We start from the raw sequence: 25,991 nt of genomic DNA, 5'->3' as shown, positions 1-25,991 counted from the left end.
TCCGAGAATAGACTGCGAACCATGGCCATTGGTTTTTACGAGCAATTTCTCAATGGCAATTGGGTTGATCCAACACAGCTTGGACAACTGCCCAACGGCCCCGGCGGCAAACCCAATCCGGCCGATTTCACTTATACCAAAACCGAACAACACCGACTTTGGCAAGTGTGGATTGGCACACCTATAGACGATCCCATCCTTGAACTCGAGATCAAGTATCCGCCTGGGGTGCTTCAACGAGGGGATGGCCGCGGTTATATATTTCGGGTGGCGCTTGGATGGTCCACAAGTGAAGCAGACCGGCTTAACACTGCCTTTAGTGGTGAACTAAAAGAAGAAGATGGCATTGTACTTAGCCAAAAAGCGACACTGCCACTAAAACTAACCCCTCCCCAAAAACCAATTAAATGAACGAGCTTCATTATGCTTAAATTCAACAAGCCACTTGACCTACCGCCACAACTCCAGTGGAAGTATGCAAATGAGCCAGAACTGATGACATGGTCAATCCGCGCGCGCAACTATAATACGTTTATAGCCAACGCAATGTTTTGGTTTTGCTTCGTCGCTATAACAGCTGGTTCCAGCTTTCTATATCGAAGCACGAAAGAATATCTAGTATTCAACGCAATATCAACTCTACTATTTTTCATTATCGTCAATGCCGCTTTAATATCAATGACCCACCAGCGAATGAATTTCGCCTATCGCATTACTCAATCAGGAGTGGAGTATTGCGAATGGAAGGACTTTCCCAAATGGGCACTAACCTTTCTAAAATGGTTCACCGGGATGATGGCAATAATTTTCATCTACCTGGCAACTATCGATCCGACATTTTTAATTGGCGCGCTAATAGGTCCTGGCGCGATGGGGTTAATGTACTTATCAATGGCAAATTCCAAGACCTATCAGCGCATGCAAACAGAATATCATCATCATTTTTTACACTGGAAAGAACTGACAAAATCAACAGTTGCGACCAATAGAGTCATGATGGAACATGAGTATAGCGTGCCGCAAGAGGGCTCCATTTATATGACCATAGGGCGCCAATATATATTTTTCACACCAAAAGACAAAGAGCGCGTCACTCAGCTTATCAAGAATAACTTACTACCAGGTACACCCTACGTGTTCGGTAAAGTAGATGTACTAAACTGATCTTATGCCTTGACCATATGAAGATCAGACCATGCGCAAGTGCCCTGGCAGGGAACTTAATCCCGCTGACCTCACTTGTGCGAACACCGAGCAACATCGACTTTGGCAAGTGTGGATTGGCCCCGCTTGGAGGGTCCACAAGTGAAGTAGATTGGATTAACACTGACTTTAGCGGTGAACTAAAAGAAGATGGCATCGTGCTTAGCCAAAAAACAACACAGCCACTAACGCTAAACACCCCAGACTATTTAAATGAACGAGCCCTATTATTTTTGATCTCAGCAAACCACTTGACCTGCCGCCGCAATTTCACTGGAAGCACCCGTTCCGGGTGATCAAACGGCAGTTCGGTTATGTGCAGACACGCTTGCGTGGCCTGGCGAAGAACACGGCGCGACGGCTGACACCGTTCCACGCAAGGCCGGTGAGAACACATGACGTAAAAACGCCCCGGCTGGCCTGGCCAACCGGGGCGTTTTCGGTTTATCGGCGAGGCGCCCGTTGCGTCAACGCATCTGCAGGATAATCGGACTGGCGCTGGCCGGGTCCGTATGCCCGCGCAATGTGCCGACGGCCTTCGCGTCGATCGCCTCACCGTGGTTGCCCCAGGTGCTACGCACATAGGTCAGGACCTGGGCGATTTCTGCGTCGGACAGTTGCTCGCGAAATGCCGGCATGCGATAGGCGTCGGGCACGCCGGCGGCGACGATGCGTTGTGAGCCGTTGAGGGTGATGTTGATCGCTGAGGCGCTTTCCCTGGCCAGGGCCGAGGTGGCGCCGGCCAGCGGTGGCATCCAGTCGGGCTGGCCCTTGCCGTCGAGGCCGTGGCATGAGGCGCAACGGGTTGCGTAGGTGTGGGCGCCGGGGATGTCCGGTCGGGTGTCGGCGGTTGCGTACTGCCAGGGTGTGCCGTCGCGCTGGGGATCGCCGGGCAGGGACTTGAGGTAGCGGGCGATGGCCGCGAGGTCGTCGTCGCCCATGAACTGCGTGGAATTATTGAAGGCTTCGGTCATCGAGCCGTAGACCACCGCGTGCTGGTTGCGCCCGGTCTTGAGGAACTGCACGATTTCAGGCTCGCTCCAGCGGCCCAGCCCGGTGTTGTGGTCCTGGCGCAGGCTCGGTGCGTACCAGCCGTCGAGCAGGGCGCCGGCGAGGAAGGGGGCGCCGGACTCGTCCAGGGCCTTCTCGTTGAAGGCCAGGCCGCGCGGGGTGTGGCAGCTACCGCAATGGCCCGGCCCCTGGACGATGTAGGCGCCGCGGTTCCACAGCGCGTCCTGGTTGGGCTTGGCCGCGTAAGTGGCGGTGGGGGCGAACACGCCGTTCCACAGGGCGATGGGCCAGCGCAAGTTGAGCGGGAAGGGAATCGCGCTGGGGATGTTGGGCTGCTTGGCCGGTTGCACGCCGTGCATGAAAAACGCGTACAGCGCGCGGATGTCTTCGTCGCTGAGCTTGGCATAGGACGGGTAGGGCATCGCCGGGTAAAGGCGGCGACCACCCGGTGCCACGCCGTGGCGCACCGCGCGGTCGAAGTCGGCCAGGCTGTAGGCGCCGATCCCGGTGTCGCGGTCGGGGGTGATGTTGGTGGCGTGGATGGACCCCAGCGGCGTGGCCATCTCCAGGCCGCCGGCAAACGGTGCCTTGCCCGCCAGGCTGTGGCAGGCCACGCAGTCGCTGAGGCGGGCGACGTACTCACCACGGCTGACCAGCGCGGGCTCGCTACTGGCGGCCGGTTCCTGTGCGAACGGTGAGGCGGGCTGGCGTGTGACATACCAGGCCAGCAGCGCGGCGGCGACCAGGCCGGCCAGCGCGAGCCAGCCTACGGTTCTTGCGAATCGGCGGTTGTTCATGGGCATTCCTTGTCGGTCAGCTGAAGGTGTAGCGGCTCAGGGGCAGGCTGCGGATGCGCTGGCCGGTCAACTGCGCGACCGCATTGGCCACCGCCGGTGCCACGGCCGGCAACGGCGGCTCGCCGATACCGCCCATCTTTTCGCCGCTCTCGACGATCTTCACGTGCACCTGGGCCATGCGCGACGGCGGCAGGATCGGGTACAGATCGTAGTTGCGCGCCCGTGGCTGGCCGTTCACGTACACCGCTTCCTCCAGCAAGGTTTGCGACAGGCCCAACGCCACGGCGCCATTGACCTGGGCTTCAACGATCGCCGGGTTGACGATGCTGCCCGGATCAATGGCTTCCCAGATGTGATGCACTTTGACCTGGCCCTTGTCGATCGACACTTCGGCGATCACCGCCGCGTGGGAACCGAACGGCGACGCCATGGCCACGCCACGCGCGCGGCGGGTGCCATCGTCGGCCGTGTAGGGGCCGCGCTTCCAGCCCCCGGACAGCTCGCCTGCGGCATTGAGCAAGGTGGTCAGCCGTGGGTTGTCGCGCAGCAGGTGCAGGCGCAGCTCGAAGGGGTCGCGGCCGCCTTTGTCCGCCAGCTCATCGAGGAACGCTTCGTAGAAAAAATCGTTGAGCGAATTGCCCACCGACCGCCAGTAACCAAGCATGGCCGGGCCTTTGACGTAGATCTGTGCGATGCGCTTGTTGGGGATCGCATAGCTTTTGCCCGACAGCCCTTCAAGGGCGGTGGGGTCGATTTTGTCGCCCTGTTTGCCGGCAATGGCTTCGCTGGGGCCTTCGGTGGCGCTCACCGCTTCGATCGCCACCGGCAAACCGTCGGCATCCAGAGCGGCGCGGAACTTGACCACCGCGACCGGGCGCAGCACATCGCGCAGGAACTCTTCCTCGCGGCTCCAGATCAGCTTGATCGGACGGCCCACCGCTTTGGCCAGGGCGACCGCCTGCGGGTAGGGGCTGGCCGAGTCATACAGGAAGTGCCGGCCAAAAAAACCGCCCAGCAGCGGCGAGTGCAGGTTGACCTTGGACGGGTCGAGGCCGGCACGCTTGGCGATATCGGCACGGAACATGTCGGGGGCCTGGTTGGGCAGCCAGACGTCCAGCGAGCCATCGGGGTTGAAGCGCGCCAGGGCCGACGGCGGCTCCAGTTGGGCATGATTGACGTACTGGTTGTGGTAGGTGGCTTCGATACGGGTTTTGGCACCGGCCAGGGCGGCGGCCACGTCGCCTTCCTTTTCGTCGTCGCGGGCCGGGCCCTGCTGGGCGGCCAGAAAATCGCGGTACTTGTCGCTGGAGAAATCCGCCGGCATCGCGCGCACGCTGGAGTCGGCGGCAGCTTCCTGCCACTCGACCTGGATCGCCTCGACCGCACGCTTGGCGTGCCACCAGCGTTCGGCCACCACGGCCACCGCACCGGGCAGTTGATGCACCGAGTGCACACCTTTCATGGCTTCGACCTGGGCCTGGTTGCGCAGGCTGGCGACGGTCATGCCCAGGCGCGGCGCGTGCTGCACGGCGGCGTGGAGCATGCCGTCGACCTGCATGTCGATGCTGTACAGCGCCTTGCCGGTGGATTTGTCATAGGCATCCAGACGCTTGACCGGCTTGCCGATCCAGCGGAACTGGCTCGGGTCGCGCAGGGTGATGCTGGCCGGGTCGGGCACCGGCATGTCCAGGGCGCGACCGGCCAGCTCACCGTAGCCCAGCGAGCGACCGGATGCAGCATGTACCACGCGGCCCGGCTGGGTGGTCAGTTCGGCCACCGGCACGCCCAACTGCGCGGCGCCGGCCTGCAGCAGCATGGCGCGGGCGAGGGCGCCCAAGCGCCGCATGACCGGGTAGCTCATGCGCACCGACATGCTGCCGCCGGTGATGCGCATACCGTTTTCCATCACCACATAGGCTTCACCCGGCGGCGCGGCTTCGACGATGAACGTGGCGGGGTCGGCATCCAGCTCTTCGCCGACGATCTGCGCCATGGCCGTGTGAGTGCCTTGCCCGCCTTCCATGAAGGGGCTGAGCAGGCGCACGCTGCCGTCCGGGCGGATTTCCAGGAACGCTGGCACCTGGGTGCCGCGCTCGGCGCTGGCGGCGGCCTGCACTCGGGCCGAACCCAGGGGCAAGCCGAAACCGATGACCAGCGCGCCCACCGCCGTACTCGCCAGAAAACGCCGGCGCGACAGGTTGATGGGCTCGCCCAATGGCAGGTCGAGGAGTTCGTGGCGTGTGTTCATGCGGTGCGCTCCTGCTTGGCCAGGTCATGCACCGCCGTGCGGATGGCGTTGTAAGTGCCGCAACGGCACAGGTTGACCATCGCCGCTTCGATTTGCGCATCGCTGGGCGCGGGGGTGTGCTTGAGCAGTGCGGTGGCTGCGATCACCTGTCCGGACTGGCAGTACCCGCATTGCGCCACTTGGTGTTCGACCCAGGCGGCGACCACCCGTTGGCCCACCGGATCGGCTTCGACCGCCTCGATGGTGGTGATCTCGCGACCTACCACACCGGATACCGGCGTGACGCAGGAACGCACCACATTGCCGTCCACCAGCACCGAGCAGGCGCCGCATTGGGCCAGGCCGCAGCCGTACTTGGTGCCGGTCAGTCCGAGGTCATCGCGGATCACCCACAGCAACGGCGTGTCGGCGTCGGCATCGACCTGGTAGGACTTTTGGTTGATTCGTAGCTCCATCGTGTGTAGCTCCGTGGCTCATCGGCTGATCATCGGTAGGTGAGGCTTTTTCTTGTGCGAGCGACGGGCGCTCATTGTCGAACTCTAGACCAGGGTGCAAGGGCTATCTATGAAAAAGCCGATATCTCGGAGGATCAGGCAAGAATTCAAGAGGAATGAGCGAGGGCGAGGCTGGAAGCGGCATGGGGGAGGGCCCGGCGGCGCCTTCACGGGCGCCGCCGGTTTTTTTTCAGGCGAAATCTTCCTCGAAGTGTTCGTGCTCGCCCCGGCTGTCGCCCTGGCGTCGCACCACCTCCATCTGGCGCAATTCCACCCGGCGGATCTTGCCGGAAATGGTCTTGGGCAGTTCCACCACAAATTCGATGCGCCGCACCCGCTTGTACGGCGCCAGATGCTCACGGGCAAACGCCAGGATATGGCGGGCCAGTTCGGCGCTGCCGGGGGCGTCGTGGGCCAGGATCAGGAACGCCTTGGGCACCGCCAGGCGCAACGGATCGGGGCTGGGGACCACGGCCACTTCCATCACCGCCGGGTGTTCGATCAGCGCGCTTTCCAGCTCGAAGGGGCTGATGCGGTAGTCGGAGGCCTTGAACACGTCATCGGCGCGGCCCACGAAGGTGATGTAGCCCTCGGCGTCGACCTGTGCGGTATCGCCGGTGCGGTAGTAACCGTCGCGCATCACTTCGGCGGTTTTTTCCGGGCTGTCTTCGTAACCCAGCATCAGGCCGAGAGGGCGCACCGCCAGCGGCAGCGCGACTTCGCCCTCGGTGCCCGGCACACCATCGGCATCGAGCAGGACCACCTGGTAGCCGGGCAACGGACGGCCCATCGACCCCGGCTTGAGCGCCTGGCCCGGCGTATTGCCGACCAGGGCGGTGGTTTCCGACTGGCCGAAACCGTCCCGCAGCGGCAAGCCCCAGGCGTGCTGGATCTGCTCGATGATTTCCGGGTTCAGCGGCTCGCCGGCGCCCACCAATTCGCGCAGGTTCAGGCGTGATCGGTAACTGGCCAGGTCTTCCTGGATCAGCATGCGCCACACGGTGGGCGGCGCGCACAGGCTGGTCACGCGGTAACGCTCCAGCACGGCGAGCAGGGCCGGTGCACTGAATCGCGCGACGTTATGAATGAAGATGCACGCGCCGGCATTCCACGGCGCGAACAGGCAGCTCCAGGCATGCTTGGCCCAGCCCGGCGACGAGATGTTCAGGTGCAAGTCGCCCGGTTGCAGGCCGATCCAGTACATGGTCGACAGGTGGCCGACCGGGTAGCTCTGGTGGCTGTGCAGCACCATCTTGGGTTTGGAGGTGGTGCCGGAGGTGAAATACAGCAGCATCGGGTCGGTGGCCAGGGTGCGGCCTTCAGCCTCGAACTGCTCGGGGTACGCGAACGCGGCACGGTGCGCGACCCAACCGGCCGGCGCGGTGCCCACGCAGACGCGGCTGCAGCCATCGCCCAGACCGTCGAACTTGCCCACATGCGCCTCGCCGACCACCAGATGGCGCACCTGGCCACGCTCGATGCGGTCGCGCAGGTCGTCGGGGTTGAGCAGGGCGGTGGCGGGGATCACCACGGCGCCGAGCTTGAAGGCCGCGAGCATGGTTTCCCACAACGCCACGTCGTTGCCAAGCATCAACAGCACGCGCTCGCCACGGCGCACACCGAGGGCGCGCAGGTGGTTGGCGACCTGGTTGGAGCGCGCGGCCAGTTGCGCGAAGCTGTAGCGCTGCTCGCTGCCGTCTTCTTCGACGATCCACAGCGCATCGGCCGCGTTGCCCTCGGCCATGGCATCGAAGTAGTCCAGCGCCCAGTTGAACTCACTCAACTGCGGCCAACGGAAATCCCGTACGGCCGTGGCGTAGTCGGTGCGATGGGCGAGCAGAAAATCCCGGGCGGCCAGGAAGGGCTGGGTCATGATCGGTGTCCTTAATTATTGTTGTGGGGACTGACCCCCCGGTTCCACCAGGAGGCTGGACCGAGTATAGGCACGCATAAATCAGAGCAAAACGCTCAAAAACACCGGTACGTTGTGCAAAAAAGTCATGGGCGGGCGAGCACACCCTGGGATCAAAGCCGCAAGAAATGGGTGGATGGCAGACGATTTCCCTGCACAGTCGAGTCGAACGCAATAACGCAATGTAGGAGCGAGCTTGCTCGCGAAAAAACCACAGGCAACACGGACCACCTGAAAGCGCTGCGTTGTCGTTGACGTTTTTTGCGGACAAGCCCGCTCCTACAACAATCCTCAGCCGTCGAAGCGGAACCCACCCGCCAGCGTGTCCTTCAAATAGCCGACCAGCGCCGTCACCGACTTGGGTACATGGGGCGAATACGGGCGGATCAGGTAGATCTCATCGGCGAATGCGCCCTTGAGCGTCCAGCCCTTGAGCACCTGCACCAACTGCCCGCTGGCCAGGGCGGCCTGGGCGCTGAAGTCCGGGAGCAGGGCGATGCCCAGGTGGTTGAGCGCCGCGTCGCGCAGGGCTTCGCTGTTGTTGGTGGCGAAGCTGCCGGCGATAGGTACGGTGAGGCGTTCGACCTGTTTGCTGCCGCGTTCGAAGGTCCAGGCCGGCTGGTCGGCGCCGCGCGGGTAGAACAGGCAGTTGTGGGCGCTGAGGTCGCCGGGCTCGTGGGGTTCGCCATGGCGTTGCAGGTAATCGCGGGTCGCGACCAGCACCGAACCGGTGTCGCACAGCTTCCAGGCCACATGTGTCTCCGGCACCTGGAAGCCATGGCGCACCGCCAGGTCGTAGCCTTCGGCGGCCAGAGAACTCAAGGCGTCCGACACGTCCAGTTGAATGCGCACCTGCGGGTATTGCTGCAGGAATGCGGACAAATGCGGCACCAACTGTTGTCGAGCGAACGCCACCGGGGCAGTCAGGCGCACCAGGCCGCGAATTTCCCCGGCCGAGTCGCGCACCGCCGAGAAACTGCGGGCGATGTGTTCATAGGCGCTGCGCACTTCGCGGGTCAACGACAGGCCTGCATCGGTGAGACGCACGCTGCGGGTGGTGCGGGTGACGAGTCGCGTGCCGGTGGCTTTTTCCAGGTCGGAGATGCGCTGGCTGACCGCCGACTTGCTCACCCCCAGGCGCGCGGCGGCGGCGGTGTAGGTGCCGTGTTCTTCCAGCACCGAGAGCCAGTGAATGTGGGTCCACAGCCCTTCGATTTCAGATTTTTCCATGGGGGTATTGTTCGCCTATGAGGACAATCAGTTCTGGATTCTGCTCTGGTTTGGAACAAAACCAAAGCCTATCGTGTGTCCCAACGCTACCCACCTGGGACCTATTGCCATGACCATCACCCTCGAGCACTACATCAACGACCAACGCGTGAGCCGCGACGATCGTTATCAGGACGTGTACAACCCGGCCACCGGCGCAGTGACCGGCCGCGTCGCCCTGGCCAGCCGCCAGACTGTCGACGAAGCCGTCGCCGCCGCCCAGGCCGCGTTTGCCGACTGGGCCGACACGCCGCCGATCCGCCGCGCCCGCGTGCTGTTCCAGTACCTGCACCTGCTGCGCGAGCGCAAGGACGACCTGGCGCGCATCATCGTCGCCGAACATGGCAAGGTGTTCACTGACGCCCAGGGCGAAGTCGACCGTGGTATCGACATCCTCGAATTCGCCTGCGGCATTCCCAACCTGCTCAAGGGCGAACACTCCGACCAGGTCTCCCGTGGCATGGACAACTGGACGATGCGCCAGCCCCTGGGCGTGGTCGCTGGCGTCACGCCGTTCAACTTCCCGGTGATGGTGCCGATGTGGATGTACCCGATTGCCATCGCGGCGGGTAACACCTTCATCCTCAAGCCCAGCCCGACCGACCCAAGCGCGTCGCTGTTCATGGCTGAGCTTTTGCGTGAAGCCGGCTTGCCCACCGGCGTGTTCAACGTGGTGCAGGGCGACAAGGAAGCGGTGGACGCGCTGATCGAACACCCGGACGTCAAGGCCGTGAGCTTTGTCGGCTCCACCCCGATTGCCCAATACATCTACGAAACCGGCGCCCGCCACGGCAAGCGCGTGCAAGGCCTGGGCGGCGCGAAAAACCACATGGTGGTGATGCCTGATGCGGATATCGAAAAAACCGTCGATGCGCTGATGGGCGCCGCCTACGGCAGTGCCGGCGAACGCTGCATGGCCATCTCCGTCGCCGTGCTGGTGGGCGATGTGGGCGACAAAGTCATCGCCGCCCTGACCGCGCGGGCCAAGCAACTGCGCATCACCGACGGCCGCGACCTCAAGGCCGAAATGGGCCCGATTGTGTCCCGTGCCGCGTTGGAGCGTATCAGCGGCTACATCGAACAAGGCGTGCAGGCCGGCGCACACCTGCTGCTCGACGGCCGTGACTACGTGCCCAGCGAACCCGGCCTGGAAAACGGCTTCTGGCTCGGCGCGACGCTGTTCGACCACGTCACCCGGGAGATGAGCATCTACCGCGAAGAAATCTTCGGCCCGGTGCTGGCCTGCGTGCGCGTGAATGATTTCGGCGAGGCGGTGCAACTGGTCAACGACCACGAATTCGGCAACGGCGTCAGCTGCTTCACCCGCGACGGCCACATCGCCCGCGAATTTGCGCGACGCATCCAGGTGGGCATGGTCGGCATCAACGTACCGATCCCGGTGCCGATGGCCTGGCACGGCTTTGGTGGCTGGAAGAAGAGCCTGTTCGGCGACATGCATGCCTACGGCACCGAGGGCGTGCGCTTCTACACCAAGCAGAAATCGATCATGCAGCGCTGGTCGGAAAGCATCGAGCAGGGCGCCGAGTTTGCGATGCCGGTGTCGAAGTAAGCACTGACCCGACCATTACTCGCCCGAGTGGTGGTCGGGGTAACGCACGTCTGATTGAGCGATCCAGACGCTGACGCACAGCCCCCGTTGCGCCAGCGTATCGCTGAACGCCAGTTGCACACGGCAACCGGTGCGCTCGCTGATTGCCCTGACGATCGACAAGCCCAACCCTGACCCGGCTTCATCCGAGCCCAGGCTGCGATAAAACGCATCGAACACCCGTGCCTGTTCCTCCACGGCGATGCCTGGGCCGGTGTCTTTGACCTGCAACAGCACAGCGCCTTGCACCTTCTCCACTGACAGATCGATGCGCCCGCCCTGCGGGGTATAGCGGATGGCGTTGTCCACCAGGTTCTTGACCAGGGTGAACAGGTCCAGCGCGTTGAACACCACCTGTACATCCTCGATGCTTTCGACACCGATATCGATCTGCTTGCACTCGGCCAGGGGCAGTAAGTCTTCCAGCACCTGTCGATAGACGCCATGCACCGATAGCGGGCCTTGCGCCCGCGTTGACGGCGATTGCGCCGCCGCCAGCGCCAACAGTTGATCGATGAGTTTGCGGCCGCGCTCGATGCCTCGGGCCAATGGCAAAAAGCGCTCGCGGCTGACGGGCGACAAGTCCGTGTCGGCGAGGCGCTCTGCCTGCAGGGACAGGGCGGTCATCGGCGAGCGCAGTTCGTGGGCGGCATCGGCGACGAAGCGGCGCTGGCTGTCCATGGACTGGCCAACGCGGGCCAACAGTCGATTGATGGCGACCACGAACGGACGCACTTCCGTCGGCAAGTGCTGCTCGTCGATGGGGTGCAGTTCCTGCTCGGCGCGCTGGTCGATCTCGGCGGCCAGTACGCCGATGGGACGAAACAGTTTGCGCACCAGGTCGCCCACCACCAGCAACAGCACAGGGAACAGAATCAGGAACGGCAACAGGCTGCGCCAGGCGCTTTCGCGGGCGTCCTTGTCGCGGACGTCCTGTTCCTGGGCCACGGCGATGCGTTCGCCACGGGCGGTGGTGCGCACCAGCACGCGAAAGGCTTCGCCAGCCACTTCAACCGTGGCCAGGCCATCGGCGAGCGTGGTGGGAAACGGCAGTGGTAACGCCTCGTCGTTGTTGCCGGTGGCGTGGCGGCCATCGCCCAGGTGCTGGATGATCACCCGCGAATCTTCATCGTCGTCGTCAATCGCCTGGCCCTGGGGATAATGCAGCGTCATCTGCTGGCGGTCGAACAACATGGCCACCTGGCGCAAGGTGGCGTCCTGCTGTTCGTGGGCCTCTTCAAACGCCGAGACGAAGGCAAACACACTGGCCAGCAGCGCCACCAACAGAATCGCCAAGGACAGCGTCACCGACAGGCGCAGTTGCACCGATTCACTCAAACGTTTTTTGAAACCATCCATCCCATGCCCCTGACGTTCTTGATCACGTGACTTCCCAACTTGCGCCGCAAGGCGTGAATCAAGAACTCGATGGCGTTGCTCTCGACCTCATTGCCCCAGCCGTAGAGGCGGTCTTCCAGTTCGCTGCGCGACAGGATGGTCCCCGGGCGGATCAGCAATGCCTGCAACAGCGCAAATTCACGATTGGAGAGTGCCACGCCGCTCAGGTCCTCGGTGCTGGCTTCTTTGGAGAGCAGGTCGAGAGACACCACGCCGTTGCCAAGCAACGACGAAGCGCTGCCGCCTTTGCGGCGCAGCACGGCGCGCATACGGGCGAGCAGTTCGGGCATGTCGAAAGGCTTGAGCACATAGTCGTCGGCACCGCCATCGAGGCCGCGCAGGCGGTCGTCGAGGCTGTCGCGGGCGGTGATGATCAGCAGCGGCACCGGGTTGTTGCGCGCGCGGATGATGTCCAGCACTTGCAGGCCGTCCTTGCCGGGCAGGCCGAGGTCGAGCAGCACCAGGTCGTAGGGCTGGGCGTCGAGCGCGGCCAGGGCGGTGAGGCCGTTCTTGACCCAATCGGCGGCGTAGCTTGCGTCGCTGAGTGCGCGCTGGATCGCATCGCCAATCATGGGGTCGTCTTCGACCAGCAATATGCGCATGTCTGTTCCCCAAAAAAACGCGACGAGGGTGTCGTCGCGTGTGTATTGAAGCACCTGGGTCGATGTTTGTCTGGCCTCAGCCTTTCATCGAGTCAAAGGCCCTGAGCAGGTCGTCCATCGCGGCGTTGCAATCGGCCTGGTTCGGGCTGCCTGTGCGCAACGCATCCAGGGCGCGGTCGATGGCTTTATCCAGTACATGCCAGTCACTCGCGGCACGGGGTTTGATTCCGGCTTCGGCGGCGTCCCAACCGGTTTCCAGGTCTTTGATCCGGGCTTTGGCGGCCGGCAAGTCGTTCTTGGCGACCAGGGCCGAGACGTCCACCGCAATATTGCGGAACTCGGACAGGTCGCCCAGTTTCGATGCCTGGTGTTGGCTGGTGGCAGGGCCGGCGCTGTCCTTGGGCTTATCGGCGGGTTTGGAACAGCCGGTGGCGAGGCCCAGCAGGAAGATCGCTGAAACAATGGCGACGCGGCGGATCAGGTTTTGGGCAGGGCGCATAAGGGTTTCCTTGAGTAGCGTATTCATTGGGTGATGGCTTTGCAGTTGCCGACGTTCAATTGCGCCATGGCGACCAGCAGGACAATGACGCAGAGGAACAGTGCGCTGGTCCAACTGGCGCCCATGCCCAGGCCACCGTAGGTCTTGGCCTGGGTGAGCAGGTCGCCGAGGGACGCGCCAAACGGTCGGGTGAGGATGTAGGCGATCCAGAAGGTCAGCACGCTGTTGACCCCCAGGCGCCAGGCCAGCAGGGCAGCGGCGATCAAGCCGGCGAAGATCACTGCGCCGAGGGTAAAGCCCAAGCCCAGGGCTTCGGTGGCCAGGTCGCCGGCGGCGGTGCCGAGGGCAAAGGTGCAGAGCACCGTGGTCCAGTAGAACCATTCGCGGCGCGGGGTGACGATGGCGCGGATCGACAGGCTGCGTTCGGTACGGAACCAGACCACGAAGTTGAGGCCCAGCAACACCGAGAAAATCGCCGTGCTGGTGTACAGGCTCACGTCGAGTTTATCGGTGAGGATGTCGGTGATCTGCGTGCCCACGATGCTCACCAGCACCACGGTCAGCCAGTAGATCCACGGCGTGTAGGCCTTGGTGCGCATCTGCCAGAACAGCGCGATCGCCAACAGCGCGGCCATGCCCAGGCTGGTCCAGCCGGCGCCGAAGCCGGCATCGACGGCGAGGTAGTCCGCGCCGGTTTCGCCCACGGTGGTGGACAGGATCTTGATTACCCAGAATGACAGCGTCACCTCGGGTACTTTGTTCAGCCAACGGGCTGCTGTGGCATTCATCGGGTTACCTCTTCTCGACTGCGCGGTGGGCGCAGCAGAGAAGGTAAGCCGCGAAACTTAGCCGGGACTGAGGGCCGTGGGTTTTTTCAGCACATGGGCCGTGCCCACGGTGGTGAGGTGCACCACGCTCCCCACGTCAGGCGCTTGCAGGCCCGAGCTGCGCACCAGGATGGCCTGGCCGGGCACGTCCCCATCCGCTTGCAATGCCACGGTCAGGGTGCAGGTATTGCCGCCGAATTCGCGTTCGGTGACCACGCCGCGGCAGCCGCCACCGTCGGTGGTACTCAGGAGCACTTGCTCCGGGCGCAGCATGATCCGTGTCGTACCCTGGCTGGTCTGGTGGTCGACCGGCACGCGCCCCAGCGCGCAGTGGGCCCAACCGGCCTCGATCCTGGCGGTCATGACCACGGCTTCACCGAGAAACAACGCGGTCTGCTCATCGATGGGGTACTGGTACAGCGCCATTGGATGGCCCGATTGCACCAGGCGTCCCTGGCGCATCACCGCCAATTGGTCGGCGAACGACAGCGCCTCGCTTTGATCGTGGGTGACCAGGATCGTGGTGATGCCCGCGTCGCTCAGCAACCGCGCCACCATCTTGCGCATGGCCGAGCGCAGGCCGGTGTCCAGTGCGGAAAACGGCTCATCCAGCAGCATCAACCGGGGCTGTTGCGCCAACGCCCGCGCCAGCGCCACCCGTTGCTGCTGGCCGCCGGACAGCTCGTGGGGCCAGCGTCGGGCCATGTTGGCGTCGAGGGCGACGCTGTCCATCAGTTCGGCGATGCGTGCGTGTCGTGCTTCGCTCTGGGTGGCCAGGCCGAAGCCGATGTTGTCGGCCACGGTCATGTGCGGGAACAGCGCACCGTCCTGCGGCACATAGCCGATCTGGCGCTGGTGCGCCGGCACGGCGTGGGTGGCATCCACCAGCACTTGGCCATTGAGGGTCAGGCTGCCGCTGTCGGGAAATTCGAAGCCGGCAATCATGCGCAGCAAGGTGGTCTTGCCGGAGCCGGAAGGCCCGACGATCACCGTGCGGCAGCCGTTGGGCACCGCCAGGCTGACGTCGGCCAAGGCCTGTTGGGTGCCGAAGGTTTTGCAGAGTGCAGTGAGTTCGAGGGCGTTCATCGGCCGGCCGTGCGTTTGGATTGGTGGTAGAGGAGGCCGGTCAACGGCAGTGAGAGCAGAATCATGATCAACGCATAGGGCGCGGCGGCGGCGTAGTCGATTTCGCTGGTCATCGCCCAGAACCCGGTGGCCAGGGTGCGCGTGCCGTTCGGCGCCAGCAACAGGGTGGCGGTCAGTTCGTTGGTGATCGCCAGGAACACCAGCGCCGCGCCCGCAGCGGCGGCGGGCGCGGCCAGGCGCATGGTGATCAACCACAGTGCCCGGCCCGGCGAACGGCCCAGGCTGCGCGCCATGTTTTCCAGTTCCACCGGGGCCTGGGCGATACCGGCGCGCAGGCTCACCAGCGCCCGTGGCAGGAACATCAGCAGGTAGGCGAGCAGTACGGTGATCGTGGTCTGGTAGATCGGCCGGGCAAAGTGGATGGTCACCGTGACCAGCGCCAGTGCCACGACAATGCCGGGCAATGAACTGGTGATGTAGTTGCAGCTTTCCAGGATGCGTTGCAGGCGCCCCGGTGCGCGAATCGACAGCCAGGCGATCGGCACCGCCGCGCAGGTGGTCAGCACGGCGCCGGCAATGCCCAACAGTACGGTTTGTTCCAGCGCCGGCAGCAATTCACTGAACTGCCAGACCTCGCGGCCCCCGGCGATCAGCCATTTGCCCAGGGTGAACAGCGGCACGCCCAGGGCCAACGCGCAGGTAATGGCTTGCAAACCGAGGGCGAGCAGGGTGGTGGCGGGGCTCAGCCGCACGATGCGCTGCTCGCGGGCGCTGCCGGAACCGACCCGCGCATAGCGCGCATGGCCACGTGCCGAGGCCTCGACGGTGAGCATCGCCAGGCAGCACAGGGCCAATACGGCCGCCAGCATATTCGCCGCCGGGCCATTAAAGGTGGATTTGAACTGATCGAAAATCGCCGTGGTGAAGGTGTCGAAGCGGATCATCGCGTACAGGCCGTATTCGGCCAACAGATGCAGGCCGACCAGCAGCGCGCCGCCGCAGATCGCCAGGCGCAGCTGGGGCAACACCACCCGCCAGAACACCGCCCAGGGCTTGAGGCCCAGGGATTCGGCCACGTCTTCAATCGCCGGATCGAGCCGGCGCAGGGTCGCCGCCACCGGCAGGTACAGAAAGGGGAAATAGGCAATCACCGACACCAGCACCCCGGCCGGCAAGCCGTGGATCGACGGCACCAGGCTGACCCACGCGTAACTGTGCACAAACGCCGGCACCGCCAGCGGCGCGACGGCCAACAACGACCAGGCGCGGCGCCCCGGCAGGTTGCTGCGTTCGGTCAACCACGCCAGCGCGATGCCCAGCGCCACGCACAACGGCAGGGTGAACAGCACCAGCAACACGGTGTTGACCAGCAATTCGCCCACGCGCGGGCGCCACACCAACGCTTCGATCTGTGCCCAGCCGATTTGCCAGGACACGCCGATCACAAACGCAATCGGCAGCAGTGCCAGCAACGAAACCAGCACCGACAAACTAGTGACCCACGTGCCCCCACGGCTTTTGAAGCGTCCGTGGGGGCGTTTGCGTGGCGGCGCGTGGGCGATGCCGGGGATCGACGATTCAGGCAGCAATCAGAGCAGTCCGGCCTGGGTCATCAGCTCGACAGCCTTTTTGCTGTTGAGCTTCGACGCGTCGACCTTTGGGGCGTCCAATTGCACCAGTGGGGTCAGCTTGGGGTTGGATTGGGCGTTCTGGCCGACCGCGTATTCGAACGAATTACCGTCCTTGAGCACCGCCTGGCCGTCTTTGCCGGTGATCCACTTCAGGAAGGCCTGGGCCTGTTCCTTGTGCTTGCTGGAAGCCAACACACCCCCTCCGGAAATGCTCACGAACGCGCCCGGGTCCTGGTGTTTGAAGTAGTGCAGTTGAGTGTTCTTGCTGTTTTCGCCGGTCTTGGATTGGTCGACGAAGCTGTAGTAGTGATAAATCACGCCGCTGTCGACCTGGCCGGCGTTGACGGCCTTGAGCACCGCGCTGTTGCCCCGGTAGATGCTGGCGTTGGTCTTCATTGCCTTGAGCCAGTCGAGGGTCGCGGCCTCGCCCTTGAGTTCCAGCATGGCGGCGACGATGGCCTGGAAGTCGGCACCGGCCGGCGAGGCGGCCCAACGGCCTTTCCAGCTTGGCGACGCCAGGTCCAGCAGGGATTTGGGCAGGTCGCTTTCTTTCAAGGTGCTCGGGTTATACACAAACACCGTGGAGCGCGCGGCGATGCCCACCCATTTGCCGTGGGCCGGGCGGTAGGCGGCGTCCACTTGTTCCAGGGTGGTCGGGGCGACCGGCGCGAACAAGCCGGCGTTGTCCACCAGCACCATGGCCGGGGAGTTTTCGGTGAGGAACACGTCCGCCGGAGAGGCCGCGCCTTCCTGCACCAGCTGGTTGCCCATCTCGGTGTCGTCGCCGTTGCGGATGGTCACCGGGATCCCGGTGTCCTGGGTGAACCCTTCGACCCACGCCTTGGTGAGGCTTTCGTGCTGGGCGTTGTAGACCACGATACCGACCGGCTCGCTGGCGGCATACACATGGCCGGCGCTGACCAGGGCGGTGACCAGCAGGGCTTTTTTGACGAACGAAGGACGGCGGGTGGTCATGCGGTGAGCGCTCCGGGGGTTGATGGCTGCACGGGAAATCCGCTTGAGGTCGATTTAGATTAGACCAATAGGAATCATTTGCATGTTGAGGCGCGGCGAATGTAGAGGCGCGAATGAGAAAAAAACGTCAAATAAACGTGATAAATATCGTGACTCGAAGGGTTTAACGTAACGCCTATCCACGGTGGGGGGAGCAGGGCGAATCGTCGCACCGCTCCTCCCACATGTTTTAGCCCATTGTCAGGCCGTGGTCTTTGTCGGCTTGAGGCACTCGATGGAGCGATCCACCGTGGCCTTGGCGATTTCCAGTAAATGCCACACCGCCAGAATCTTCGCCCGCTCGGGCTTGTCCAGCAGCTCGCCGCAATCGAGCGCCGTGGCCGAAGCGCTGTCCAGCAGACTGGCGGTGTAGAGCAGGGCATCTTCGAAGCTCAGGTCTTCGTTGACGGCGTGGACGCCTTGGGTGGGCAGGTAATGGTCGATGGCGCGGTTGAAGGCGGCGCGGTCTTTGACGGGGTCGTGGGGTGGGTCGGGTAGGGCTTTGGTCATGGTGAAACTCCATATGGTTTGGAGCTGACACCCATCGCGACTAAACGAGGGTGGCGGCTGTACGCAGGTTAGTCGACCGGCCATATGGAAAACCGGCGCACCCGAAGGTGCCCTACGCACAGCCACCATAAAACTTCATGGGGGACCATGCGCCATATGAAAACCGGGCGACTAAACCCGATCACTGATTTGGCAGTGACGGACCGCAGACTAGCCATCGATTCCAACAGGCACAAGGCGGCAGGGATTGTCTAGGAAACGTCCTGCAATTTAAAGCGACCCGGCTTGCTGGCCCTTTAAAAACCATGACCAAATGCCACTAACCCCAATGAAATGCGGTCCCTGTGGGAGGGGGCTTGCTCCCGATAGCGGTGGTTCAGGCGCTCATGCAGTGACTGCCACTGCGCCATCGGGAGCAAGCCCCCTCCCACATGGGAGAGCGGGTTCAGCGCCGACCCGCCCGCGTACTCACATCCACCCACACCGCCAGCACCAAAATGCTGCCCTTGACGATCATCTGCCAGTAACTGTCCACGTCCAGCATCGACATGCCGTTATCCAGGCTGGTAATCACCAACGCGCCGAGCAGTGCCCCATACACCGTGCCCGAGCCGCCGCGCATGGAGGTGCCGCCGATAAAGCAGGCGGCGATGGCGTCGAGTTCGCCCATGTTGCCCGCCGACGGTGAACCGGCGGCGAGGCGGGCGGTGTTGACCAGGCCGGCGAGGGCGCACATCACGCCCATGATGCCGAAGATCCACAGTTTCACCGCCTGCACGTTGATGCCTGACAGGCGTGTGGCTTCCATGTTGCTGCCCACCGCATACACGCGGCGGCCGAACACGGTCTGGCTGGTGACGTAGCTGAACACCCCGAGCAGCACCAGCAACAGCAGCACCGGTACGGGGATGCCGTCGTAGCGGTTGAGGGTGGTGACGAACCCGGCGAGTACCGCGCCGATCACCACCACGCGCAATACATCGCGCGCCCGTGAATGCGCGGCCAAGCCATGCAGTGCACGGTTGCGCCGTTGTTTCCAGGTGAGAAACAGGGTCAGGGCGAACAGCAAAACACCGAGCCCCACCCCCACGTGATACGGCAAATAGCCCTGGCCCACATACACCAGCGACGGCGACACCGGTGCGATGGTGGTGCCGCCGGTGATGCCCAGCAGAATCCCGCGAAACGCCAGCATGCCGCCCAAGCCGACGATAAACGAGGGAATGCGCAGGTACGCGGTCATGTAGCCGTTGGCCAAACCGATCATCAACCCGCACAGCGCCACCAGGCTCAGGTTGGCCAGCAGCGGCAGGTGATAGACCACGTCCAGAATCGCCGCGAGCCCGCCCAGCAACCCGAGCAGTGAGCCCACTGACAAATCGATCTCGCCGCTGATGATCACCAGCACCATGCCGCAGGCCAGAATCCCGGTGATCGACATCTGCCGCAGCAGGTTGGACAGGTTGCGCGGGGTGACGAAGCCGCCTTCGGTCTGCCAGCTGAAAAACAACCAGATGACCGCCACGGCGATGACCAGGGCGAGCATTTTGTAGCGGGTAAACAGCTGTTTGAGCTGATTCATCTAAGCGGTCTTCCGATCATTATTATTTTGGCTGAGCGCGGCGGCGAGCACCTGTTCCTGGGTGAGCCCTTCGTTGATGAAATCGCCGCGCAACTGGCCGTCGCCGATCACCAGCACGCGGTTGGACACGCCGAGCACTTCGGCCAGTTCCGAGGAGACCATGATGATCGCCACGCCTTCGGCTGCCAGCGCACCCATCAGCTTGTAGATCTCGTACTTGGCGCCCACGTCCACGCCGCGCGTCGGCTCATCGAGGATCAGCACCTTGGGCTTGGCCATGAGCATTTTCGCCAGCACGGCCTTTTGCTGATTGCCGCCGGACAGGCTGGTGATCGGCAGGAACGGGCTGGCGGTCTTGAGGTGCATGCGCGCGATCTGCCGGTCGATGCTGCCCAGCTCGGCTTCGGCATCGATGCGGGTCAGGTGGGCAAAGGTGTCGAGTACCGCCAGGGTGATGTTCTGGCCCACGCCCAGGTCGGGAATGATGCCCTGGCGCTTGCGGTCCTCGGGCACCATGCACAGCCCGGCGCGGATGGATTTGAGCGGCGTGCGCGTGTCGATCACCTGGCCGTCGAGCCAGACTTCGGCGCTGTAGCGACCGGGGTAGGCGCCGAACAAGGCCGAGACCAGTTCGGTGCGTCCGGCGCCGACCAGTCCGGCAATGCCGAGGATTTCCCCGCGTTTGAGCACGAAGGAGATGTCGTCCACGCGTTTGCGCCGGGGGTTGTCGACGTCGTAGCAGGTGACGTGGCGCGCTTCGAACAGCACCTCGCCGATGTCGTGGGGCTCGGTGGGGTAGAGGTTGCTCATTTCGCGCCCGACCATCTGCGTGATGATCTGCGGGATGTCCATGTCGGCCATGGCGGTGGTTGCGATGTGTTGGCCGTCGCGGATCACGGTGATGGTGTCGCACACCGCCGCCACTTCATCGAGCTTGTGGGAGATGTACACGCAGGCCACGCCCTTGGCCTTGAGGTCACGGATGATGTCGAGCAGTACCTCGATTTCCGAGCGGGTCAGGGCCGAGGAGGGTTCGTCGAGGATCAGCAGGCGTGCCTGTTTATTCAGGGCCTTGGCGATTTCCACCAGTTGCTGGTAACCGCCGCCGTACTGCGACACCGGCAGCGCGACGTTCATGTCCGGCACTTTGAGTTCACGCATCAGTGCTTCGGCGCGGTGGATCATCGCCGGGTAGTTCATGCGCCCGCCGGGCAGGGTCAGTTCGTGGCCCATGAAGATGTTTTCGGCCACCGACAGGTCCGGTACCAGGGTCAGTTCCTGGTGAATGATGACGATGCCGGCGGCCTCGGTATCGCTGATCGACTGGGCCTTGAGCGGCTGCCCGTCCCAGAGGATTTCGCCGTCCCAGGTGCCATGGGGATAGACCGCCGACAGCACTTTCATCAAGGTGGATTTACCGGCACCGTTCTCGCCGCACAGGCCGACACATTCCCCCGGCCGCACCTTGATATCGATGCCATTGAGCGCGTTGACACCGCCGAAGCGTTTGACGATGCCGTTCATTTGCAGCAGGTAGTCGGACATGACCATGGCTCACACAAAAGGCCCAAGAAACGCGGTTTTCTGTAGGAGCGAGCTCGCGAAGAACCCACAGGCAACGCATACATCCAGGATGCCCGCGTCACCATTGACGTTTTTCGCGGGCAAGCCCGCTCCTACAGGCCGATCTGCTCTTTGGTGTAGAAGCCGTCTTTCTCGAGCAGGTCGATATTGGCCTTGGTCAATGGAGTTGGGGTGAGCAGGATGGTGTCGACTTTCTTGCTGCCGTTGTCGTATTGCGAGCTGTAGGTGGGTTTTTCATTGCGCGCCAGTTGCACCGAGAGCTTGGCGGCTTCCGAGGCGATCAGCTTGAGCGGCTTGTACACGGTCATGGTCTGGGTACCGTCGAGCACGCGCTTGACGGCGGCGAGGTCGGCGTCTTGCCCGGAGATCGGCACCTTGCCCGCCAGCTTCTGCGCGGCCAGGGCCTGGATCGCACCGCCGGCGGTGGCGTCGTTGGAGGCGACGATGGCGTCGATTTTGTTGTCGTTCCGGGTCAGGGCGTTTTCGACGATGCTCAGGGCTTCGGTGGGGTTCCATTCCTTGACCCACTGCTGGCCGACAATCTTGATATCGCCCTTGTCGATGGCCGGTTGCAGCACCTTCATCTGGCCTTCGCGCAGGACCTTGGCGTTGTTGTCGGTGGGCGCGCCGCCGAGCAGGAAGTAGTTGCCCTTGGGCGCCGCTTGCAGCACGCCGCTGGCCTGCATCTCGCCGACTTTTTCGTTATCGAAGGAGATATACGCGTCGATGTCGGCATTGAGGATCAGCCGGTCATAGGACACCACCTTGATCCCGGCCTTCTTGGCTTCGGCGACGGCGTTGGTCAGTACGGTGGCGTTGAACGGCACGATGACGATCACATCGACGCCACGGGAGATGAGGTTTTCGATCTGGGAAATCTGCTTCTGTTCGTTGGCATCGGCGGACTGCACGAAGACTTTGGCATCGAGTTTCTCCGCCGCCGCGACGAAGTAGTCACGGTCGCGGGACCAGCGTTCCAGGCGCAGGTCGTCGATGGAAAAGCCGATTTTCGGATGGGCCGGATCGGCCATCACCGGCAGGGCGAGCAGGGCCAGGGCAGTGGCGAGCAGGGTGCGTTTGCATGTGTTCATGGTGGTGCGTCCTTTTATTGTTGTTGGAAAGACACAGCGTGGTGCGGTTGAAACTGTAGAGCGTCCCTCGACGCCCTGTGCGCAGATTTGTCGCGCAAATGTCACCGCCGCGACGTCTTGTAGGAGCGAGCTTGCTCGCGAAGAACGTGAATTCGACACGTTTATCCAGGAAGCCCGCGTCATCGTTGACGATTTTCGCGAGCAAGCTTGCTCCTACAGAAGGGCTGCGTGGTCAGGTGTAGATGAACCGGTTCACGATGCCTTCCAGCATCTCTTGCCGGCCACTCACCGCCTGCGGGTTCAGCTCATGGGCGAACGCATGTTCGGCCAGGGATTGCAGGCTGAATTCGCCCGCCAGTACCGCCTGGCCCAACGGTTGCTGCCAGCCGGCATAGCGCTGGTCCTTGAACTGCTGCAACCGATCGTTCTGCACCATCGCCGCCGCGCGTTCCAGCGCCAGCGCCAGGGTGTCCATGGCGGCGACATGCCCGTGGAACAGGTCGATCTCGTCCAGGCTCTGGCGGCGTACCTTGGAATCGAAGTTATAGCCGCCATTCTTGAACCCGCCAGCCTTGAGGATTTCATAGGTGGCCAGGGTCATTTCCTCGACGCTGTTGGGGAACTGGTCGGTGTCCCAGCCGTTCTGCGGGTCGCCGCGGTTGGCGTCGATGCTGCCGAAGATGCCCAGGGACACGGCGGTGGCGATCTCATGATGAAAGCTGTGCCCGGCCAGGGTCGCGTGGTTGGCCTCGATGTTCACCTTGATCTCGTGTTCCAGGCCGTACTCATGCAGAAAGCCGAACACCGTGGCGCTGTCGTAATCGTATTGGTGCTTGGTTGGCTCCTGGGGCTTGGGTTCGATCAGCAGGTCGCCCTTGAAGCCGATCTTGTGCTTGTGCTCCACCACCATGCGCATAAAGCGCCCGAGCTGTTCGCGCTCGCGCTTGAGGTCGGTATTGAGCAGGGTTTCATAGCCCTCGCGACCGCCCCACAGCACATAGTTGGCGCCTTTGAGCCGCAGCGTGGCGTTCATCGCGCTGCACACCTGGGCGGCGGCGTAGGCGAACACCTCCGGGTCCGGGTTGCTCGCGGCGCCGGCGGCATAGCGCGGGTTGCTGAAGCAATTGGCGGTACCCCACAGCAGTTTGACGCCGGTCTGTTCCTGGTGACGTTCGAGGTGATCGACCATCTGCGCGAAGTGGTTGCGGTATTCCTTGAGCGAGCTGCCTTCGGGTGCCACGTCGGTGTCGTGAAAGCTGTAGTAATCGATACCCAGCTTGGAGAAAAACTCAAAGGCCGCCTGCGCCTTGCCGATGGCCAGGTCCATCGGCTCGCCGCTGCGCTGCCACGGGCGCTTGAAGGTGCCCATGCCAAACATGTCCGCCCCTGGCCAGACGAAGGTGTGCCAATAACAGGCGGCCATGCGCAGGTGCTCGCGCATCGGTTTGCCGAGGATCAGTTTATTGGCGTCGTAGTGGCGAAAGGCGAGCGGGGCGTCGCTGGTGGGGCCTTCGAAGCGGACCTTCTCGACACCGGGGAAGTACGTCATGGCGTGTTCCTTATTGTTCTTGGCGGTGTCTGGATACTAGCAACGGCGCTTGGCTTGCCGATTATGAAAATCACCAAGGTGTAGTGCGATTTTGAGTCATGGGTACTGGTCGGCGCGTTGTGGGTATTTCTGTAATCAGACGCTTACCTTATTTGCGGAAGCGTCCGACTTTACGCCCAGTAATTGCCTCTTCAGAGTTCGGCTCGCCAGTCAGTTTGACGGTGTGGCGCAATGTCCCATTGGATAAGGATTCTGAAATGAGCATCGGTTATTTCGTTGGTCTGGGTGACAAAACGACGTGCGGGGGGGAGGTGCTGGACGGCGATAGCAGCGTCAACCTGTATGGCCTCCTTCATGCCTGCGAGGGGGACCGCGTCACGTGTGGAAGGAACGGAGAAACGTATCGCATCGTTGGCGGTGTTTCACATATCAACAGCCGTGGCAGGCGTATGGCCGGCACGCTGGACAGTTTCAGCGGTTGCCCTTGCCAAGCTACATTCATTCCCTCGGTTCACACCGCTACTTACAGCAACAAGGGCTATGAAGCGCCAGCCACGAGTCGCCCGATCGCGTCGCAACCGTCGGCCTATGGCCCTTCGCCCGCTTCGGCCGCCTCTGCCGTTAACGGGCTGACGGGCGAGGAGCCCGGTTTCTATATCGTGCCCAACAGCATGAGCCGCGAGGCATTGGAGAGCCTGCTTTTCCCCGTGCCTGATCCTGCTGTAATGAGGAAATTTCAGGCCCTCAACCCTAAGACCAGCAACGTCAAAGCTGGCTCGATGATCGTACTCAGTGATCCAAACAACACCTCCTGTACCTATCAGGAAGCGCAGCTTATGCAGGCTGCTCAACAGGTTGAAGCAGCCCTTGATCCTCTTACGCCGGACGAGGCCGACTTCCTGTACCGACACGGTGCAGAAATCGCCAGTTTTATCGGCCATACCTCAAGCTGGCTGGGCGTCAGTGCGGTGGTGATGGAAAGGCATTTGAGCAATCTGCGCGATACCCTTCAGGCTATTGAGCGTTTGCATCAGCAAAGTTATCGCCAACACGGCCATCTCCAATCGCCACAGTTCTTTGCCGATCGCCAGCAGCTACTTAAACAGCTGGACGCGCACTTGCTGAATTCCACGCGCTTGCGCGGCCAGACAACCTTGGGTGATCACCCGAAGTTGAAAACGGCTTTGGGTATTTCCAGTCGGAGTTTGGTGCATCACTGGGACAAGGCGGGTGGGCCGGGGCAGATGCCGGGGTATGCGGCTCATGTCGAGACGGTCAGTCGTGCCACGAAGTATATGAAGACAGGTGGTTACATCGGTATTGGCCTTGGCGGTGTGTCTTCGTTGCTAGCTATTCAGCAGGTGTGTAATGGCGACTCTGGGGAGGCTTGCAAGAGGATCAAGTTTACGGAAGCGGGGAAGTTCGGCTTATCCACCGCTCTTGGGGCTTTTAGCGGGTGGGCAGCGGGTGCTGCCAGTGCTCCCGTCTGCCTGGGAATTGGCGTAGCGACAGGTGGTATTGGAGGTGTTGTCTGTGTTGCGGCCTTAGTCGGAGCCGGAGCTTGGGCGGGGACTACTGCCGGTGGTATAGGGGGTGAATACATAGGCGAAATGATTTACGAGGCTATACAACCATGACCAGCATCGATACCTGGCCAAGGTGGGTGGCGATCATTATCACGGGAGGGCCCGGTCTGCTCTCCGTAATGGGTATTGCCTACAGCCTGTACATGACCCATCGTCATTTGGAGGCTATCAAGGAAGCCTTAAAAAACAGTCGCTACATTTATATTTGGGGAAGTAGTTTGGGCAAGCGAGGCTTGATTTGGTCCCTGCTGGAAATGGCAAAAATTGCTGGAATGGTGGTGTGGCCGAAGGCCTCTATTCTAAGTGGAGAGCTGGACCCAATGGACCTTCAACATTTCCCCCTTTACTTGAAACGACACCTGATCACCCTTACGACGATGGCCTTCACAGCCCTAATTTGGGGAATAGTTGCAGCCTTGCTGGTGAAATATAGGTAGTTTAAGCGGGCCTCACCCGAGGCCCGTTATCCTGAACAGTCAAGCATCTCCG

General features: G+C 62.5%; 22 protein-coding genes and 1 pseudogene. 6 read left to right on the top strand and 17 right to left on the bottom strand.

What is annotated here, in order from left to right; translation table 11 throughout:
• Positions 1 to 21: 21 nt before the first annotated feature.
• The 3 genes and pseudogenes from BLR63_RS31145 to BLR63_RS31850 all read left to right on the top strand — a co-directional run.
• Complete coding sequence (locus BLR63_RS31145) at positions 22 to 411, top strand: hypothetical protein (RefSeq protein ID WP_138984512.1); 390 nt, start codon at positions 22 to 24, stop codon at positions 409 to 411.
• 12 nt (positions 412 to 423) lie between these two features.
• Positions 424 to 1,164: a hypothetical protein gene (locus tag BLR63_RS10985; RefSeq protein WP_010566622.1), complete on the top strand. Its 741-nt coding sequence runs from the start codon at positions 424 to 426 to the stop codon at positions 1,162 to 1,164.
• A gap of 316 nt (positions 1,165 to 1,480) precedes the next feature.
• Positions 1,481 to 1,690 (top strand): annotated as a pseudogene (locus BLR63_RS31850) (hypothetical protein); the annotation flags it as partial.
• On the opposite strand, the gene BLR63_RS10975 reads toward BLR63_RS31850, so the two are convergent.
• From BLR63_RS10975 to BLR63_RS10955, 5 genes are all read right to left on the bottom strand, one after another.
• The gene (locus BLR63_RS10975; RefSeq protein WP_010566623.1) at positions 1,671 to 3,011 is read right to left on the bottom strand and encodes a c-type cytochrome; all 1,341 of its coding nucleotides are present in this window, start codon (positions 3,009 to 3,011) and stop codon (positions 1,671 to 1,673) included. The pseudogene BLR63_RS31850 and the gene BLR63_RS10975 sit on opposite strands and share 20 nt — an antisense overlap.
• Before the next feature lie 16 nt (positions 3,012 to 3,027).
• Positions 3,028 to 5,259 carry a xanthine dehydrogenase family protein molybdopterin-binding subunit gene (locus BLR63_RS10970; RefSeq protein WP_010566624.1) on the bottom strand — a complete coding sequence of 744 codons (2,232 nt, stop codon included), beginning with the start codon at positions 5,257 to 5,259 and terminating at the stop codon, positions 3,028 to 3,030.
• The gene (locus BLR63_RS10965) at positions 5,256 to 5,714 is read right to left on the bottom strand and encodes a (2Fe-2S)-binding protein (protein WP_010566625.1); all 459 of its coding nucleotides are present in this window, start codon (positions 5,712 to 5,714) and stop codon (positions 5,256 to 5,258) included. Before BLR63_RS10965 ends, BLR63_RS10970 begins: the two co-directional genes overlap by 4 nt.
• Positions 5,715 to 5,943: 229 nt before the next feature.
• On the bottom strand, positions 5,944 to 7,626 hold the full coding sequence (locus tag BLR63_RS10960; protein WP_010566626.1) for an AMP-binding protein: 1,683 nt from the start codon (positions 7,624 to 7,626) through the stop codon (positions 5,944 to 5,946).
• Positions 7,627 to 7,956: 330 nt separating this feature from the next.
• A complete protein-coding gene (locus tag BLR63_RS10955) occupies positions 7,957 to 8,895 on the bottom strand; it encodes a LysR family transcriptional regulator (RefSeq protein ID WP_010566627.1) in 939 nt (312 codons plus the stop codon).
• Between the two features lie 109 nt (positions 8,896 to 9,004).
• Here BLR63_RS10955 and BLR63_RS10950 point away from each other — a divergent pair, with 109 nt between their 5' ends.
• Positions 9,005 to 10,504 (top strand): CoA-acylating methylmalonate-semialdehyde dehydrogenase, encoded by a 1,500-nt coding sequence (locus BLR63_RS10950; RefSeq protein ID WP_010566628.1) that lies wholly within the window; start codon positions 9,005 to 9,007, stop codon positions 10,502 to 10,504.
• 15 nt (positions 10,505 to 10,519) lie between these two features.
• Here BLR63_RS10950 and BLR63_RS10945 read toward each other — a convergent pair whose 3' ends face one another.
• The 12 genes from BLR63_RS10945 to xylA all read right to left on the bottom strand — a co-directional run bounded on the left by BLR63_RS10945 (position 10,520) and on the right by xylA (position 23,916).
• A complete protein-coding gene (locus BLR63_RS10945; RefSeq protein WP_010566629.1) occupies positions 10,520 to 11,902 on the bottom strand; it encodes an ATP-binding protein in 1,383 nt (460 codons plus the stop codon).
• Complete coding sequence (locus BLR63_RS10940; protein WP_010566630.1) at positions 11,878 to 12,543, bottom strand: response regulator transcription factor; 666 nt, start codon at positions 12,541 to 12,543, stop codon at positions 11,878 to 11,880. The genes BLR63_RS10945 and BLR63_RS10940 overlap by 25 nt, the downstream gene beginning before the upstream one ends.
• A 76-nt stretch (positions 12,544 to 12,619) precedes the next feature.
• Entirely contained in the window at positions 12,620 to 13,042 is a 423-nt protein-coding gene (locus BLR63_RS10935) for a hypothetical protein (RefSeq protein ID WP_010566631.1), read from the bottom strand.
• Positions 13,043 to 13,065: 23 nt separating this feature from the next.
• Complete coding sequence (locus tag BLR63_RS10930; RefSeq protein ID WP_010566632.1) at positions 13,066 to 13,830, bottom strand: COG4705 family protein; 765 nt, start codon at positions 13,828 to 13,830, stop codon at positions 13,066 to 13,068.
• A 57-nt stretch (positions 13,831 to 13,887) separates the two neighbouring features.
• On the bottom strand, positions 13,888 to 14,955 hold the full coding sequence (locus tag BLR63_RS10925) for an ABC transporter ATP-binding protein (RefSeq protein ID WP_010566633.1): 1,068 nt from the start codon (positions 14,953 to 14,955) through the stop codon (positions 13,888 to 13,890).
• The gene (locus BLR63_RS10920; RefSeq protein ID WP_010566634.1) at positions 14,952 to 16,544 is read right to left on the bottom strand and encodes an ABC transporter permease; all 1,593 of its coding nucleotides are present in this window, start codon (positions 16,542 to 16,544) and stop codon (positions 14,952 to 14,954) included. Before BLR63_RS10920 ends, BLR63_RS10925 begins: the two co-directional genes overlap by 4 nt.
• A complete protein-coding gene (locus BLR63_RS10915) occupies positions 16,545 to 17,561 on the bottom strand; it encodes an iron ABC transporter substrate-binding protein (RefSeq protein WP_010566635.1) in 1,017 nt (338 codons plus the stop codon).
• Between the two features lie 240 nt (positions 17,562 to 17,801).
• The gene (locus BLR63_RS10910) at positions 17,802 to 18,110 is read right to left on the bottom strand and encodes a DUF6124 family protein (protein ID WP_010566636.1); all 309 of its coding nucleotides are present in this window, start codon (positions 18,108 to 18,110) and stop codon (positions 17,802 to 17,804) included.
• Positions 18,111 to 18,555: 445 nt separating this feature from the next.
• Positions 18,556 to 19,692 carry a sugar ABC transporter permease gene (locus BLR63_RS10905; RefSeq protein WP_010566637.1) on the bottom strand — a complete coding sequence of 379 codons (1,137 nt, stop codon included), beginning with the start codon at positions 19,690 to 19,692 and terminating at the stop codon, positions 18,556 to 18,558.
• Positions 19,693 to 21,237 (bottom strand): D-xylose ABC transporter ATP-binding protein, encoded by a 1,545-nt coding sequence (xylG, locus tag BLR63_RS10900; RefSeq protein ID WP_010566638.1) that lies wholly within the window; start codon positions 21,235 to 21,237, stop codon positions 19,693 to 19,695. It lies immediately after the preceding gene.
• A gap of 131 nt (positions 21,238 to 21,368) precedes the next feature.
• Positions 21,369 to 22,367, bottom strand: coding sequence for a D-xylose ABC transporter substrate-binding protein (gene xylF, locus BLR63_RS10895; protein ID WP_010566639.1), 999 nt, complete (start codon positions 22,365 to 22,367; stop codon positions 21,369 to 21,371).
• A gap of 232 nt (positions 22,368 to 22,599) precedes the next feature.
• Entirely contained in the window at positions 22,600 to 23,916 is a 1,317-nt protein-coding gene (xylA, locus tag BLR63_RS10890) for a xylose isomerase (protein WP_010566640.1), read from the bottom strand.
• A 257-nt stretch (positions 23,917 to 24,173) separates the two neighbouring features.
• Here xylA and BLR63_RS10885 point away from each other — a divergent pair, with 257 nt between their 5' ends.
• Both BLR63_RS10885 and BLR63_RS10880 read left to right on the top strand, forming a co-directional pair.
• Complete coding sequence (locus BLR63_RS10885; RefSeq protein WP_010566641.1) at positions 24,174 to 25,553, top strand: PAAR domain-containing protein; 1,380 nt, start codon at positions 24,174 to 24,176, stop codon at positions 25,551 to 25,553.
• Positions 25,550 to 25,939, top strand: coding sequence for a hypothetical protein (locus BLR63_RS10880; RefSeq protein ID WP_010566642.1), 390 nt, complete (start codon positions 25,550 to 25,552; stop codon positions 25,937 to 25,939). The genes BLR63_RS10885 and BLR63_RS10880 overlap by 4 nt, the downstream gene beginning before the upstream one ends.
• The last annotated feature ends 52 nt before the right edge of the window (positions 25,940 to 25,991 follow it).

This window comes from Pseudomonas extremaustralis, assembly GCF_900102035.1.
Classification (GTDB): domain Bacteria; phylum Pseudomonadota; class Gammaproteobacteria; order Pseudomonadales; family Pseudomonadaceae; genus Aquipseudomonas; species Aquipseudomonas extremaustralis.
Note: the sequence above shows the minus strand (reverse complement) of the source record. Positions and strands in the feature narration are given on the sequence as shown.